Origin of the sequence: Rhodopila sp. (assembly GCF_965276935.1) — a bacterium.
Lineage (GTDB): Bacteria > Pseudomonadota > Alphaproteobacteria > Acetobacterales > Acetobacteraceae > Rhodopila.
Window position 1 is genome coordinate 1,550,871 of sequence record NZ_CBDIBS010000004.1, and the last position, 15,491, is coordinate 1,566,361.

Sequence of the window (15,491 nt, forward strand, 5' to 3'; positions counted from 1 at the left end):
TCTCGATGGGCTAAAGCGCCAGGCGGTCGCCTACCCACCGAAAGCTTGACCGCAGAGCCGTTGTTGACCATTTTCCATCTCCAATTCGGTCTGCCGGCAGCCGGCGGACCATGCTGAAGGATTACGCTCATGGCGAAGTCGAACACCGTTCAGATCAAGCTGGTGTCCACCGCGGACACCGGGTTTTTCTATGTGACCAAGAAGAACGCGCGGGCGCAGACCACCAAGCTCGAGCTCAACAAGTATGATCCGGTTGTCCGTAAGCACGTTCCGTTCAAGGAAGCGAAAATCAAATAGCCGATCAGGTTCGCGCCACTTCAACCCGGTTCCGCCCCTTGCGCTTGGCGTCATCAAGCGCCGCATCGGCGGCTTGCAGCAGCGTCTCGGAATTGACGGCGTGCTCCGACGTGCAAGCGACGCCAACACTGATGGTGATGGTCACCCAGACAGTGGTGGCTGTTTTGAATTTCAGCAGTTCGATGGCTGAGCGCAGGCGTTCGGCAGCCGCCGCCGCCTCCATGACGCCTGCCCCAGGCATCACGACGACAAATTCCTCGCCGCCGTAGCGCGCCAGTGAATCGAACAGGCGGATGTTCATTCTCAGCGTGTCGGCGATCAGCCGCAGGGCACAATCGCCGCATGCATGCCCATACCGGTCGTTCAGCATCTTGAAGTGATCGACATCCAGCATCAGGATGGCCAACTGGCGGCCCTGACCGCCGTCCATCAGGCTGCTGAGGTGCCGACGCAGATAACGCTGGTTGTATAGCCCGGTAAGCGGATCGGTCAGCGCCATTTCCAGCGCTGTCCCCAGGTCCGAGCGCAGCCGCTCCTGATAAAATTTCCGGCGCACCTGATTGCGTGCTCGTGCCCGCAATTCATGGCTATCGATCGGCTGGACCAGCCAATCGCTTGCCCCCAGTTCGAAGCCTCGAAGCACCAGGTTTTTCTGGTCTGGTTCCGCAATCAGCAGAAGCGGTGTCTCGTGCGTCGCATCCGATGCGCGCAACACGGAAATCAGATGCAGCGGATCATCCTCGACCAGAGACAGGTTGACGATGATCAGATCGAAGTTGACCGATGCGGTCATCGCCACCGCATCGCGTTCGCTGCGTGCATGGCCGGAGATGATGCCTTCTTCCTCCAGCGAATTCTGGATGCTTTTGCCACTTTGAGACCAGTCGTCCACCACCAGGGCCCGCGCTCCAGACACCGGCGGTATGGCGGTTCGTTCGGTGCTCAGGCCCAATGCCCGGGCGGTCTCGCCCCGCACACGCCACTCATCCAGCAAGCGCTTCAACCGAACCAGACTGCGCACGCGCGCCATCAGTGTGTCGTACTCGACCGGCTTTGTCAGAAAATCGTCGGCACCCGCTTCCAAGCCACGCAAGCGCTCATCAGGCGCGCCCAACGCGGTGACCATCATGATTGGAATATGCAGGGTCTTCAGGTCGGTCTTGAGTAGACGACAACATTCGTAGCCGTCCATGTCCGGCATCATGACGTCCAGCAGGATCAGATCCGGCTGTTCGGCTCGAGCCGCCGTCAAGGCTTCAAACCCGTCCCGGGCCGAAGCGACCTGGTAGTACTCGGCCCGAAGTTTCGCTTCCAGCAGGCGGGTATTCGCCGGCACGTCATCAACAATCAAAATTCGGGCGGTCATCAGGTGCTGACCTACCTCCAAGGCTGCTATCGGCACCCTAGCATCGGTTCGAATAGTTTATAATGGAAATCTGTCGCTACCAGAGGAAACCGCGACACGCCTTCAAACATTCGTGCACACCTGTCGGGAAAACAGATCAGTGCAGCCGAAGGTTTGTATGCCAGTCGTGCAACAGGAGATCAGTCGATGCCCGCCAAATCGAAAGCCCAACAGAAAGCCGCCGGCGCTGCCCTGTCCGCCAAACGGGGCGGGCAAAAAGTCAGCGATCTTCAGGGCGCCTCTCAATCGATGTACAAGTCCATGAATGAAAAACAGCTGGATGATCTCGCGTCCACCAAGCGGAAGGGAAAGCCAGACCACGCGACCAAATCCGGCTGACCCGGAAGCTTTATCCAGCCTTTCTGGCGCCGTGTCCGCGGCGGGCGGTTGGACGGTTCACGCCTGACGCGCTATTCGATCATCCCCAGTATCCGCCCCAACTTGTCAGCGAGCACCGCCAGCCATGCCCGAGCCAACAACCGCATCCGCGCCGAAGCCTCTGCCCGCGCCACGCGACCAGAACCTCCGCGACCTCGCGGACTGTATCCGCGCCCTGGCAATGGACGCCGTGCAAGCCGCCAACAGTGGGCATCCCGGCATGCCGATGGGCATGGCGGACATCGCAACGGTCCTGTTCAAGGATTTCATGCAGTTTGATGCCGCCGACCCGCATTGGCTGGATCGGGACCGCTTCCTAATCTCCAACGGCCATGGCTCGATGCTGCTATACAGCTTGCTGTACCTGACCGGCTATCAGGACATGACCATCGACCAGCTCAAGCACTTCCGCCAGGTCGGCTACAGGACCCCCGGCCACCCGGAGTACCGTCACGCCGACGGCATCGAGACCACCACCGGCCCGCTCGGTCAGGGTCTGGCGAATTCCGTCGGCTTGGCGCTGGCGGAGCGGATCATGAACGCCAAGTTCGGTGATGACCTGGTGAATCACTTCACCTACGTCTTCTGTGGCGACGGCTGCCTGATGGAGGGCATCAGCCACGAAGCCATCTCGCTCGCCGGCCACCTGAAGCTCGGCAAGCTGATCTTGTTCTTCGACAACAACGCGATCTCGATCGACGGCTCCACCGGCCTGTCCGTCTCCGACAACGAAACCGAGCGGTTCCACGCCTCGAGCTGGCACGTGATCGAGATTGACGGCCACGACACCGATGCCATCCGCACCGCGATCAAGGAAGCGCATGCGGTCACCGACAAGCCGTCGATGATTTCGTGCAAGACGGTGATCGGCTTCGGCCTGCCGACCAAGGCCGGCACGCAGAAGGCGCACAGTGACGCACCGGGCGTGGACGAAATCGCCGGCGCGCGAAAGCTGCTGGGGTGGGATTCGCCACCCTTCGTGATCCCCGAGCCGCTGCTGCGGCAATGGCGCGAAATCGGCGCGAACGGTCGAGCGGCGCGGGGCCGGTGGGCGGATCGGGTGGCGAAGGCGCCAGATACGGCGCGCACTGACTTCGAGCGGCGCAATCGCGGTGAGCTTCCACCGGACTGGAAGCAAGCGATCGCCGCCGCCCGCGCGCAGTTCATCGAGAGCGGAAAAGACATCGCCACCCGGGCGGCCAGCGGCGCGGTGCTGGACCATCTGTTCGCCGCCATCCCGGAACTGCTGGGCGGTTCGGCTGACCTGACGCCCTCCAACAACACCCGCGCCAAGAACCAGGTCGAAATCCGGCCGGGCGAGTATGACGGTTCCTACGTCCATTATGGCGTGCGGGAACACGGCATGGCCGCGGCGATGAACGGCATCGCGCTGCACGGCGGCCTGATCCCCTATGGCGGTACTTTCCTGTGCTTCTCCGACTATTGCAGGCCGGCGATCCGGCTGGCATCGATGATGGAGGTCCGCACAATTTTTGTCATGACGCATGACTCGATTGGCCTGGGTGAGGACGGGCCCACGCATCAGCCGATCGAGCAACTGGCCTCGCTGCGGGCCATCCCGCATCTTGCGGTGTATCGTCCGGGCGATCCGGTCGAAACCGCGGAGTGCTGGGAATGCATCCTGGAAGCGCCGCGCCAGGCCGCGCTAATCGCGCTGTCCCGCCAGCCAATGCCGCTGCTGCGACGCGAAGCCGGCAGCGAAAACAAGTCCATGCGCGGCGCTTATGTGCTGCAGGAGGCGGAAGGTGGACCTCGGGCACTGACTTTGATCAGCACAGGATCGGAACTGCATCTCGCGGTTCAGGCGCGGGAGATCATGCAGAAGGACGGCGTCCCCACCGCCGTGGTGTCCATGCCATGCCGCCTGCTGTTCGAGCAGCAGGACGTCGCCTACAAGCAGGCTGTACTCGGCGCCGAAACGGGTGCCAGGGTCGCGGTCGAGGCCGCGGTCGAATTGGGATGGGATCGCTATATCGGTTTCAAGGGCGCCTTCGTCGGGATGCATGAATTTGGCGCATCCGGAAAAATCGGCGATGTGTATAAAAGGTTCGATATCACGACGGAGGCGGTGGTACGGGCAAGTAGGAGCGTGCTGGCGATGCTCTCGTGAATCCGGCCGGTGGCATCAGGCTGTTGCGGGTTGCTTCTAGTGCGCTTTCGCGGTGACTGGACAAGGGCATAGGCCTTTCCTATTCGTCATGGCCGGCCTTGTGCCGGCTATCCGCGCACAAATGTTGGGGGGCAGATGGCCGGCACAAGGCCGGCCATGACGGCGGGTGGTAGATCGAGCGGTTCCAGTCACCGTGAAAATGCTCTATAACGGCGTTGCCGCCGTAAACCAACATGTGCATTCAATACGCCGAACCCTGCCACTATCACGCGCAAAGCTCGGCTAATACTTAATCGACTCTACAGTCCGCCAAACGTGTATCGCAGTCCGATCAGTATCGCATTGTCCTCCACCGAAAATCCGTTGCGGGTTTGCAGCGATGGAGTAGCGCCATTGATCAGGTTCGTGGTATTGGTCGCAGTCCGGTTTACCAGGATATCGGCGCGGGACATGCCGAAGAACCGGTATTCCAGGGTCATTTGAAGTCCGCTAAGTAGCCGCAGTGGCGTCGATAGGCCGACGATGGCCTGGTATGCGAACGCTCCGGCGGATCCAAAGCTGACAGTGGTCGGACCCGTATAGGTGTTGCCTTGCGCCAGTCCAAGCCGACCAAAGCCGGCGCCGCCGCCGTTGCCGAAATCAAGCCATCCGTAACCCAGGCCGGCACCGATATAAGGCTGCACCGGAAATCGCAGTGGAATGTCATACAGGATGTTGGCCATGACGGCGTAGGTCATCGCGCTGGCGCTGACACCGCCGAGTGGCTCCAGGCTTCCATCGCCACGGCGTGTCGAGATGCCCGCGACATGATTGGACCGATAGCTTCCCTCGACTTCGGTACGAAGGCCATTGCCATATCCCCACCCCAGATCGACCAGGCCGAGCGGACCGGGGTCGGTGTAGACTTTGGTGGTTTGGTCGGAGGATGACAGGGAACCCGCGAAGTTCACGCCGGTTTCGCCGCCAACATAGAAGCCATTGAGCGGCTGCGCCTGCGCGACAACCGGCAAAAATAACGCGCAGGCCAGCAACGCCATCCGAGCGATCATCTGTTCCCCAGTCAATGCTTGCAAGTATCGTATAGCGAGCATCGATGAAGGTTTCAACATCGATATGCCGCTCTTCAACCAGTGCGACATGGCTAGTCCGGCCATTACAAATAGTGCAATGTGATCGGAAACAACTCTAATCTTATAGACAGCCCGCATTTGCCGCTCGACAGCGTTCCTGATACGCTGAAGAGATGAACTCGGGACACTTGTATAGACCTTTTAACCAGCTCGCCACCATGCAGAGTTCGTCAAGCTGCATCACTTCATCCAGCGTGCCGGGCGGAAAACGAACTTCGAAGCTTTCGCCGATGATGCCCAGAAGATCTTCCACCTGATCAATCACCAGACCACAATCTTTCTCGAGCACAGCCGAACGCACCAGCGCCGTCTCGTCAACGCCATACTCATCGCGAATCAGTTTCACGATCCAGCGAAACATGTTCATCCAGTTTTTCACCTCATCAACCGAGCGTGACATGGTGCGTGCCTCAGGTCAGGAGACCAGGTTATAAGCGAGAGTCCCGCCATATTGAAATAATTTTGATATTCATACCGATGCATGTGACAACCAGCCAGCATGAACGACACGCCAAGCGTTGCAATGCCTGCCGCCGAGGGCGCGCGCGAACGTGCGGCTGTGCTTTTAACCTTGCACGCCACGCGGCGCCGCGGCCCGCCGCAGCCGGTCGTTGACCGCCCGCCCCAGGCCCACATCCGGTATCGGCATCACCGCGATGCCGATCGCCCCCGGCTCCCGATCCAGCCGACGCAGCCCTTCAAACAGCTTCACCGCCGCCTCGGTCGCATCGCCGGCCGCACTCAACTGAAAGACGCGGCCGGCGCCGGACAGCGGCGGCCCAAACGCCAGCAGCGCCTCCTCCGGCGCCACCGAACTGGCGCCCAGCCGCACCGGCAGGGTCGGCGCGTAGTGCGAGTCCAACATCCCAGGAGAACGCAAGCCTTGCACGACCGCGGACGATGCCGCCGGCTGCACCGGGCCAAGGCAGGCTTGCAGCGCCTCGAGCGTCACCCCGCCTGGCCGCAGCAGGACAGGCTCCGGCCCGGACAAGTCCAGCACGGTCGATTCCACCCCGATCGGGCAAGGCCCGCTGTCCAGCACCGCGGCGATCCGGCCTTCCAGCCCGTCCAGCACATGCGCCGCCGATGTCGGGCTGACCCGGCCGGAGCGGTTCGCCGAGGGCGCCGCGATCGGCATCCCCGCCAGCCGCAGCAGCGCCAACGCCACCGGATGCCGCGGCACCCGCACCGCCAGCGTGTCGAGCCCGGCCCCGGCAAGCAGCGCCACCGGACAATGGCTGTTCCGTCGCAGCACCAGTGTCAGCGGACCGGGCCAGAACGTCCGCGCGACCATCCGCGCGCGCTCGTCGGCAACGACATGCGCGACGGCTTCCTCAACCGTCGGATAATGGCAGATCAGCGGATTGAACCGCGGCCGGCCCTTGGCGGCGAATATGGCCGCCACGGCCTCGGCGTTCGTCGCATCGGCACCCAGGCCGTAGACCGTCTCCGTGCCGAACGCCACAAGTGTGCCTTGCCGCAGCAGTTGTGCCGCCCGCGTCATGCCCGTCTCGTCCGCTTGCAGCAGCTCGGTCGTGGCGTTCCCCATCATGGCGCATTCTTCGTCATGCCGCATTCTTCGTCATGGCACATCCTTTGTCATGGCGGGAGCAATATCCATTCCGGGAAGGCATGGCAAAGCCCGCGGTGCGGCGCTAAACCTATCGGCCCGCTGGATAGACCAAGGAAACCACCGACATGCTCGACATCGCCTTCGCCAAGCCGACCCTGCCGAAGTCCGGCGCGCTCGCGCTGATGGTGCATGAGGGCGAGCAGCCGTCGGGCCTGTGGGCGCAGTTGGATGAGGCAACCGGCGGCGCCATCGCGCGCGCCTTCGCGGTCGCCGAGTTCAAGGGTGGCAAGGGCAAGACCTGCTCCATCCTGGCCCCAACCGACGGCCTGACCCGGGTCCTGGCGGTCGGCCTCGGCAAGCCGGCGGATGCGACGCAGAAGATCCTGGAGGAAGCCGGCGGCGCGGTATCGGCTGGATTGGCACGGGAAACCGCCGTTGCCATCGCCGTCGGTGCGCTGACCAGCGCGCAGGCGGCCGAGGTCGCTCTGGGCGCCGTCCTGCGCGCCTATCGCTTCGATCGCTATCGCACCAAGGAGAAACCGGAGGACAAACCAAGGCTGACCAGGATCACCATCCTGACCAACGAGCTTGCCAAGGCAAAATCGGCCTGGGAGCCTTTGGCCGCCACCGCCAACGGCGTTTTCCTGACCCGTGACCTCGTCAGCGAGCCGCCCAATGTCCTCAATCCCGCGGAAATGGCCGACCGCTGCCGCAGGCTTACGGAAATCGGCCTGAAGGTGGAGATCCTGGGCCCGAAGGAGATGGGCAAACTAGGCTTCGGCGCGCTGCTCGGCGTATCTCAGGGCAGTGTCCAGGAGCCTCGGATGGTCGTCATGACGTGGAACGGCCTGTCCGGCACCTCGAAACGGCCAAGGGACAAGCCGGTTGCCTTCATCGGCAAGGGCGTGACCTTCGATACCGGCGGCATCAGCATCAAGCCGGCCGGCGGCATGGAGGACATGAAGTGGGACATGGCCGGCGCCGGTACCGTGATCGGGCTGATGGCCGCTCTGGCCGGCCGGAAAGCCAAGGTGGATGCCGTCGGGCTGGTCGGGCTGGTTGAGAACATGCCGTCAGGCACCGCGCAACGGCCGGGCGACGTCGTCACCAGCTACTCCGGCCAGACGATCGAAGTGATCAACACCGATGCCGAAGGCCGCCTCGTGCTGGCCGACGTGATCTGGTACGCGCAGCAGAAATACGACCCCAAGTTCATGGTCGATCTGGCAACCTTGACCGGCGCGATCATCATTGGTCTCGGCCATGAGTATGCCGGCATGTTCAGCAACGACGACATGCTGGCGCAGCGGCTGGCGGCGGCCGGCCAGGAAACCGGGGAGCGGGTGTGGCGCATGCCGCTGGATGAAGCCTACGACAAGCAGATCCGCTCGGAGATCGCCGACATGAAGAACGTCGGCGGCCGTCCGGGCGGCTCGATCACCGCCGCCCAGTTCATCCAGCGTTTCGTCAACGGCAAGCCCTGGGTCCATCTGGATATCGCCGGCGTGGCCTGGAGCAGCAAGGACACGGCGGTCACGCCAAAGGGGTCGACGGCATTCGGCGTTCGTCTGCTGGACCGGCTGGTCGCGACGCACTACGAAAGCTAGTGCCCTGCCCGCGAAGTTCGTCCTATCCTATGACGGACGGAGGCAACAAGCAGGCCACTGAAGACAAACAGTTAGCGGCCGCGGTCAGGCAAGACGTCAGGCCATGATCGGACACCGACGATGATGCAACCTCAAACGATCATGGTCTGATGGCTGAGATCGGATTCTATCATCTCAGCCGATCGACGCTGCCGCAGGTCCTGCCGCCGCTGCTGATGCGCACCCTGGCCGCCGGTCAGCGCGCGCTGGTCCTCGGCACCAGCTCGATCGGCCTGAACGCGCTCAGCACCGCGCTATGGGAGCAACCGGCCTGGCTGCCGCACGGAACCGTCGCCGACGGAGATCCTGATCTTCAGCCGATCTGGCTCAGCACCACGCCGGAGCCGCTGAACGGCGCGCGTTATCTGTTTCTGGTGGATGGCGCCGGAACAGACCGCCTGTCCGGCTTCGACCGTGTGTTCGACCTGTTTGACGGCACCAAGGAAGACGCCCTGCTGGCAGCCCGGCTGCGTTGGAAAGCAGTAACCGATGGCGAATACGCAGTCACATACTGGCAGCAAACCGAACGAAGCTGGCAAAGGAAGCGGTAGCAGCGTCAGGCAGTGTAATGGCGCCTGTCGGACGGGCCTGCTTTACTTGCGTTTGGCCATCGACTTTGACGGCGCAAGCCACCACTTGACCGGTTCAGGTTCGGCGTCCTGCACGGCGCTGGTCGACGGCCGGCCGCGCTTGACCTTGGCAGCGATGACTTCGGGTTCAGCCCCTGCCGAACGGCGGGTGGGCACGGCGTTGTCGGCTCGATCCGGTAGATCCTCGGACAACGTCCGGGCAAGCCGTTCGGCCGCATCACGACCCACCTCCGCGGCATGAAGAGCTTTCTCCAGGACCTTCCTGGCATGACGCTCATCCGCCAGCACGGACTGATGCTCCTGTATTGCCTGGTCGGCGGCCTCAGCGCGCGCGCGCGTTTCGTCAACTCGCGCCGTCAGGGCTTCTACCTCGGCGCGCAAGGCAGCCGACACCTCCCGCTCCTGGCGAAGCGCCCCGATCGCCTCGTTTTTCGTCAGTTCGGCGTGGCCGATCTTGGTTTGCAGGTCGCGTGCGACCGCCTGCGCTTCCGCCAACAGTCGTTCCGCCTTTTCCCGCCCGGCGGTTTCAACGGCCAGCGCCGCCTCGGTTCGCTGCAAACGGCTGCTGGTGGGCGTGGCAATGGCCGCGACCGAACGATGCGCTGGGGCTTCCTGTCCAGGCTCCCGCCGCAGCACGGTGACCGGAACGTCTCCGTCCTGCACGAAGCGGCGCCTGTGCAAGCCGCCGTTGAAGCGGTCGGAGCCGCGGTTCGGCTGCTCCGACCGCTCCGACTCCGGACGATGTCTTGGCGATTCCCCCAATAATCCCAGCGCTTTGCGCATCTGGGACTCGGCTTCATCAGCCTGACCGGTGTCATCGCCCTCGGCCGGCGTACTATGTAGTGGATCCGGCGCGCTCTGAGGGGCCTGGCCGGATGGACGGTCAAAGCGAAGCTTGGAGTTTTCAGACAATGCAATCACCCGGGAGATTAGAAACAAGAGACCTGATGAAGCAGAGGCAATGGCAAGCCTTGCAGGGCCGCCAACAAGAAGTTTCGTTTGCAATCATCAGCACTCGGTTTCAGCTTTCGTTGCCGCATGCCAGATGGCGAACGGGAAAACGACTTGGTTCGGTGGTAGGAGCGTTTGGCGGCAGGGAATGACTGCCACCCTGGTTGACGGCCGCTTCATGATGGCTGACATACTCAATGTATGGAGTGTTCGCAACAATAGCAAGTGATGCGGCGCTTTAGGCTTTGCCGCCGGTTCCCGGCACGGTAGTTTTTGTGTACATGCGCATCGTATTAGAGGTTCGCGCTTTGAAGGACACTTCCGCCATGAATAAGGAAAACGTGGGTATCGTTGCCGTCATCGACGATGACAATGACGTGGGCGACGTCCTGGGGGGCCTGCTCGAAACCATGGGATACCAAGTGGCGACGTACCAGTCGGCGACCGATTTTCTCTCTGATACGCAGATGGAGCGCCTCGCCTGCTTGATCGTCGACCAGAATATGCCGAAAATGACCGGTCTTGACATGATCGCCCGGTTATCCGAACGCGGCGTTAATATTCCAGCATTATTGATCACAGGTGTGCACGATCCGGAAGTAGAGCGTCGAGCCTCCGCATTGGGCGTGATGACCGTATTGGAGAAGCCAATGTCACACCATGAACTATTGCGATTCATTTCGGTTTCAGTCGGATAACCAGCGCGTCGCGACCTGCGCGGCCATCGATATTAGGATCTGTCCCGAATAACCACGATCAATCGCAGGACGCTCCCACAGCACGAATCTGCAATATCAATGAATAGTCTCTCGCACCGGTCAAAAGACGTTGCAAGCGGTTAGTTCGTTCCGGCAGGACAGTGCGCTCAGGCCGCCATCGTGGACCATGCCCCACAGGCGCTGAAACATCCCGAGGAAGGCACTTCCAACCTACCGCATGCCAGAATTACGGCGCGGTGGAAAGCGCGCCTTCAAGCGCCTGTTCAGCCATGAGCCATGCTTCCTCGGCCACCGCCGCTGCCTTTCTGATCGCCGCCAGGCGCGTATTGGCCGCGGCGATCTCGTGCGCTCGGCCTGCCGCGTAGATCGCCGGATCAGCCAGTCTCGCCTCTATCCGACCCCGCTCCACTTCAAGTTTTGCCAGTTCGACCTCGGCGTCCCTGGCTTGCTTGCGCAGCGGGCCGAGGGCGGTACGGGCTTCCGCCCGCTCGCGGCGGTCGTCCTTGCGCGTCGCGCCGTCGGACTTGGCCGCCGGGCGACCGCGTTCCGCCAACAGGCAGCGATAGTCCTCCACGTCGCCGTCGAACGGCCGGACAGTCGCATCCGCCACCAGCCACAGGCGGTCCGCCACCAGCTCCATCAGATGCGGATCGTGGGTGATCAGCAGCACCGCGCCCTGAAAATCCGCCAATGCCTTCACCAATGCATCCCGCGCATCGATATCGAGATGATTTGTCGGCTCGTCCAGGATCAGCAGCTGCGGCGCCTCTCGTGTGGCCAGGGCCAGCAGCAGGCGCGCCTTTTCGCCGCCGGACAACTGCGCCGTCGGCGTATCGGCGCGGTCGGCATCCAGCCCGAAGCGGGCGAGCTGCGCACGAACTTGCGTTTGCGTCGCACGGGGCAAGGCACGCGCCATGTGTTCGATCGGGTGCTCCGACGCAACCAGTTCGTCGGATTGATGCTGCGCGAAGTACCCGACCTTCAGGCGCGGATCACATCGCACTTGGCCAGCCAACGGTGCCAGCCGGCCGGCCAGCAACTTCGCCAGCGTCGACTTGCCGTTGCCATTGGCACCCAGCAACGCGATCCGGTCATCCATGTCGACGCCAACAGAAATATTGCGCAGCACCGGCACGGATGCGTAGCCGATGTCCACCCGATCCAGCGTCAGAATCGGTGGCGCAAGCCGAGCGGGTTCAGGGAAGGCGAAACGGGTGGGGGCGTCTTCGATGACAAATTCGATCCGCGGCAGGCGTTCCAACGCCTTGATCCGTGCTTGCGCCTGACGTGCCTTGGACGCCTTGTAGCGGAACCTGTCGATGAACGACTGGATGTGGGCACGTTCCGCCGTCACCCGCTCTGCCATGCGGGTCTGCTGCATGGCGCGCTCGGTCCGGATGCGGACGAATTCATCGAACCCACCCGGTGTGACCGAGATCCTGCCCTTGTCCAGATGCGCGATGGCCGTCACCGCTCGGTCGAGCAGCCCGCGATCGTGCGAGACGACGAGCGCCGCGCCGGGAAAGCGCGCAAGCCAGCTTTCCAGCCAGAGGGTCGCTTCCAGATCGAGATGGTTCGTCGGCTCATCCAGCAGCAGCAGGTCCGGGTTGGCGAACAGCGCCGTGGCCAGGGCAACCCGCATCCGCCAACCGCCGGAGAACGTCGCCACGGGACGGGATTGCGCGGCCTCGTTGAACCCGAGGCCGGCGAGAATTGTCGCGGCCCGGGCAGGTGCGGAGTCCGCGCCGATGCCGCGCAAGCGTTCATGGACCTCCGCCAGACGATGCGGATTGGCGGTTTCAGCCTCTTCCAGCAGTGCCAGCCGTTCCGGATCACCTTGCAGAACGGTTTCCAGCAGCGAGGCCGGACCTTCCGGTGCCTCCTGCCGGACGGTTGCCATGCGGGCGCGGGCGGACAGGCGGATCTCCCCGCCGTCGACGGCAAGTTCGCCGGCGATGGCGCGCAGCAGGGTGGATTTGCCGGCGCCGTTGCGGCCGACCAGCCCGATGTGCCGGCCGGGGTCGATGGTCAGGTCCGCACCGTTCAGCAGGGTCCGGCCGCCCATGCGGATGACGGCGCCAGAGATTACCAAAACAGACATCGGAAGGGTGTTAGCGCAATTTCAGTCTGGCTCAAATCGGGCTGCTCTATCGATCTTGAGCGCAATCATGCGCCGCGATCCGGATGCGAAAGCGCGCGACCTTATCCGGTCGGCGCCAGGTCGGTGCGTGACATCTCGGGCCGGAGGTTCGCTCAAGTCACTCAGGCCGAAACCGTGACCTCAGGTCCGTGACGGCGCGTTCCCGAGCAATGCATCCGGCAGCCACACACGGTGAACCTGCCATTCGCCATGGCGCAATTTCATCTCCAGCCGAATCGGCTCCGCTAGACCCGGCGCTCGGAGACTAACGGAGAACACCGTGGGGCTATCGAAGAACGCCCAGGCCAGATGCACGTCCGCCCCCTGTTGAGGTTCGTCATGCTTGCCGTCCGGCAGTGCGCTGGCTGCCGCCACTATCGCCTGAGGCGTCACTTTCTGATCGATTTTGCTGGACGCGATACCGCGCATGAACGACGCGCCAAATGGCGGCAGATGCGTCTCACCCGTGGTGTTCGGTTCGTCCACGACCAGATCGCAGATGTCCTCCTTGATCCCTTCACGCACCGACGGCCAGTCCACCAGGGCTTCCAGTGTGCTGGCATCGGCGCCACGCATGGCCACGCCGAGGCGATATAATGTCACATAGGGATAGGCGACATAGGCGACGCCGACCGTTAGAACTGTCGCAAGAAGTGGCCACTTGACGCGCATGAGCTCGCTTCCTCGGATTAGCATTAACACCGCCGAATGATCGCGGCGGATTTTCGTCAGCCCGGCGGTTAACCTAGCGGCCTGGGTCGGAAGTTCGCCATAGTGGGCGCCCCCTGCCCCCGCCACTAGCTCTTTGTTTTCAGTGGCCTGCTTGTCCCTCCGCCCGTCACAAAATATGACGAACTTTGGGGGCAGGACACTAGGCCAAAACCAGTTGATATCCCGCTAACTCCGGCGTGAGTACACCATGGGCCTGCATACGCCGATGCTCATGGCATCCTCGCTACCGAACCGCAATACCTAACTTTTTTCCAGGACCGGGACGGCCCCACGCATCCGCAACCACGGAATGCTAACAGAAGGTCCGCGATCTGCGCCACACCTGATTCACCTAAGTTTAGCTATCGTTTCGCCAGCGGCCGCGAAAAATCGATGGCCGCCTTATGCCGCGACCGTCACGAAATTTCCCGCCGCCCGCTCCAGTTCCGGTTACGCCAGCAAACCGGGCTTGCTGCAAGCAAGATAGACCAAGATCGTATCAACCCACCTGTCACCACCGCGAGGCCGCCCTGCTCGGCACCGGCCAGCGGCATATTCCGGCCTGACCAGGATTACAGCCCGGCTGCTGGCCGGACCGCCCCCGTATCCGCATGAACCCGCCACCGCCGCGGCGCCCGCGACGCCGGCCTGTGTCAGGCGGCAAGCGATCACGCAGCAAACCGGATGGCAGCCGATCAACGATCGGCGGTGGACCGCTCCACAAGGGGGTGCGATCTATCTCGCAAGATAGGGAGAACGCACATGCTCATTTCCATCCTCGGCGCTGGTGGCTTCCTTGGCCGCAAGGTGGCGGCCAGGCTGGCACAGGACGGTACGCTGGGCGGTCAGCCGGTGACCGGACTGACCCTGTTCGACATCGCCGCACCGCCGAAGCCCGACGCCGCTTTTCCCGTCACCGCCCTGGCCGGTGACATCGTGGACCTGCCTGACGAAGCGATTCCCGCCGGCACCGACGTCGTATTGCATCTGGCGGCGGTGGTCAGCGCCGCGGCCGAGGCGGATTACGCGCTGGGCCGACGGGTCAATCTGCGCGGCACCGATGCGGTTGTTGATCGCTGCCGAGCGTTGGGAACGTCGCCGCGGGTGGTGTTCACCAGCTCGGTCGCCAGCTTCAGCGGCACCCAGAACTCGGTCCTGCCCGACAACACGCGGCAGGTGCCAGGTAACAGCTATGGAGCGCAGAAGGCGGCGGCGGAGCTGATTCTGGCGGATGCCTCCCGCCGCGGCTTTCTGGACGCGGTGACGCTTCGCCTGCCGACGGTGATTGTCCGGCCGGGTCGGCCGAACAAGGCGGCCAGTTCGTTCTTCTCCGGCATCGTGCGGGAGCCGTTGCTGGGGCTGGAGACGGAACTGCCGGTGCCCGACGATTTCGCCGTCTGGGTTTGCAGCCTAAGGCGCGCGGTGGAGTGGCTGCTGCACGCCGCGGCGATGGACACCAGCCGCATGGGGCTGGACCGCAGCGTCGATCCGCCAGGCATCAGCACGACGGTGGCGCATCTGCTGCAGGCGCTGGACCAGGTCGCGCCCGGTGCCTCCAGGCTGGTGAAGCGGGTGGAGGACAAGACGATCGCCGCCATCGTCTCCACCTGGCCGCCGGCGTTCGAGGCGCTGCACGCCCGCACACTGGGATTTTCCGCACACGAGCCGATCCTGGAGGTGGTGCGTGCCTTTATCGAGGACGACCTGGAGGCAACCAAGGCGGATCGCGCCAAGGCATCCTGATCAGCGTCGGGCGCATGACATGGCGTATAGGCAGTCCGATGGCGGCGCCACACAGCACGGCGGATTGGGTCCGCAAC

General features: G+C 63.1%; 14 protein-coding genes. 7 read left to right on the forward strand and 7 right to left on the reverse strand.

The genetic code is table 11. The features are described 5' to 3' along the window. Nucleotides 1-129 precede the first annotated feature (129 nt). Nucleotides 130-297 carry a 50S ribosomal protein L33 gene (rpmG, locus tag ACQY4S_RS23455; protein ID WP_104519101.1) on the forward strand — a complete coding sequence of 56 codons (168 nt, stop codon included), beginning with the start codon at nt 130-132 and terminating at the stop codon, nt 295-297. A gap of 4 nt (nt 298-301) precedes the next feature. Here the strand turns inward: rpmG and ACQY4S_RS23460 are convergent, their stop codons facing one another. Next, the gene (locus tag ACQY4S_RS23460; RefSeq protein WP_428487606.1) at nt 302-1,663 is read right to left on the reverse strand and encodes a PleD family two-component system response regulator; all 1,362 of its coding nucleotides are present in this window, start codon (nt 1,661-1,663) and stop codon (nt 302-304) included. 186 nt (nt 1,664-1,849) lie between these two features. Here ACQY4S_RS23460 and ACQY4S_RS23465 point away from each other — a divergent pair, with 186 nt between their 5' ends. Both ACQY4S_RS23465 and tkt read left to right on the forward strand, forming a co-directional pair. After that, nucleotides 1,850-2,041 carry a DUF3008 family protein gene (locus ACQY4S_RS23465; protein WP_428487607.1) on the forward strand — a complete coding sequence of 64 codons (192 nt, stop codon included), beginning with the start codon at nt 1,850-1,852 and terminating at the stop codon, nt 2,039-2,041. A 124-nt stretch (nt 2,042-2,165) separates the two neighbouring features. Next, complete coding sequence (gene tkt, locus ACQY4S_RS23470; protein ID WP_428487608.1) at nt 2,166-4,211, forward strand: transketolase; 2,046 nt, start codon at nt 2,166-2,168, stop codon at nt 4,209-4,211. 299 nt (nt 4,212-4,510) lie between these two features. Here tkt and ACQY4S_RS23475 read toward each other — a convergent pair whose 3' ends face one another. The 3 genes from ACQY4S_RS23475 to ACQY4S_RS23485 all read right to left on the reverse strand — a co-directional run bounded on the left by ACQY4S_RS23475 (nt 4,511) and on the right by ACQY4S_RS23485 (nt 6,893). Next, nucleotides 4,511-5,260 carry an outer membrane protein gene (locus tag ACQY4S_RS23475; protein ID WP_428487609.1) on the reverse strand — a complete coding sequence of 250 codons (750 nt, stop codon included), beginning with the start codon at nt 5,258-5,260 and terminating at the stop codon, nt 4,511-4,513. Nucleotides 5,261-5,402: 142 nt separating this feature from the next. Continuing rightward, entirely contained in the window at nt 5,403-5,741 is a 339-nt protein-coding gene (locus ACQY4S_RS23480) for a hypothetical protein (RefSeq protein ID WP_428487610.1), read from the reverse strand. A 165-nt stretch (nt 5,742-5,906) separates the two neighbouring features. Next, nucleotides 5,907-6,893, reverse strand: a complete 987-nt coding sequence (locus ACQY4S_RS23485) for an L-threonylcarbamoyladenylate synthase (RefSeq protein WP_428487611.1) — start codon at nt 6,891-6,893, stop codon at nt 5,907-5,909. A gap of 146 nt (nt 6,894-7,039) precedes the next feature. Here ACQY4S_RS23485 and ACQY4S_RS23490 point away from each other — a divergent pair, with 146 nt between their 5' ends. Beyond that, nucleotides 7,040-8,521: a leucyl aminopeptidase gene (locus tag ACQY4S_RS23490; RefSeq protein ID WP_428487612.1), complete on the forward strand. Its 1,482-nt coding sequence runs from the start codon at nt 7,040-7,042 to the stop codon at nt 8,519-8,521. Between the two features lie 149 nt (nt 8,522-8,670). Further along, the gene (locus ACQY4S_RS23495) at nt 8,671-9,111 is read left to right on the forward strand and encodes a DNA polymerase III subunit chi (protein ID WP_428487613.1); all 441 of its coding nucleotides are present in this window, start codon (nt 8,671-8,673) and stop codon (nt 9,109-9,111) included. 42 nt (nt 9,112-9,153) lie between these two features. On the opposite strand, the gene ACQY4S_RS23500 is transcribed toward ACQY4S_RS23495, so the two are convergent. Beyond that, nucleotides 9,154-9,933 carry a hypothetical protein gene (locus tag ACQY4S_RS23500; protein ID WP_428487614.1) on the reverse strand — a complete coding sequence of 260 codons (780 nt, stop codon included), beginning with the start codon at nt 9,931-9,933 and terminating at the stop codon, nt 9,154-9,156. Between the two features lie 494 nt (nt 9,934-10,427). Between ACQY4S_RS23500 and ACQY4S_RS23505 the strand changes: the two genes are divergently transcribed. After that, nucleotides 10,428-10,799 (forward strand): response regulator transcription factor, encoded by a 372-nt coding sequence (locus ACQY4S_RS23505; RefSeq protein ID WP_428487615.1) that lies wholly within the window; start codon nt 10,428-10,430, stop codon nt 10,797-10,799. A gap of 247 nt (nt 10,800-11,046) precedes the next feature. Here ACQY4S_RS23505 and ACQY4S_RS23510 read toward each other — a convergent pair whose 3' ends face one another. Both ACQY4S_RS23510 and ACQY4S_RS23515 read right to left on the reverse strand, forming a co-directional pair. Next, nucleotides 11,047-12,921: an ABC-F family ATP-binding cassette domain-containing protein gene (locus ACQY4S_RS23510; RefSeq protein ID WP_428487616.1), complete on the reverse strand. Its 1,875-nt coding sequence runs from the start codon at nt 12,919-12,921 to the stop codon at nt 11,047-11,049. 180 nt (nt 12,922-13,101) lie between these two features. Beyond that, the gene (locus ACQY4S_RS23515) at nt 13,102-13,632 is read right to left on the reverse strand and encodes a DUF2939 domain-containing protein (RefSeq protein WP_428487617.1); all 531 of its coding nucleotides are present in this window, start codon (nt 13,630-13,632) and stop codon (nt 13,102-13,104) included. Nucleotides 13,633-14,433: 801 nt separating this feature from the next. Here ACQY4S_RS23515 and ACQY4S_RS23520 point away from each other — a divergent pair. Beyond that, the gene (locus tag ACQY4S_RS23520) at nt 14,434-15,414 is read left to right on the forward strand and encodes an NAD-dependent epimerase/dehydratase family protein (RefSeq protein ID WP_428487618.1); all 981 of its coding nucleotides are present in this window, start codon (nt 14,434-14,436) and stop codon (nt 15,412-15,414) included. Nucleotides 15,415-15,491: the final 77 nt, after the last annotated feature.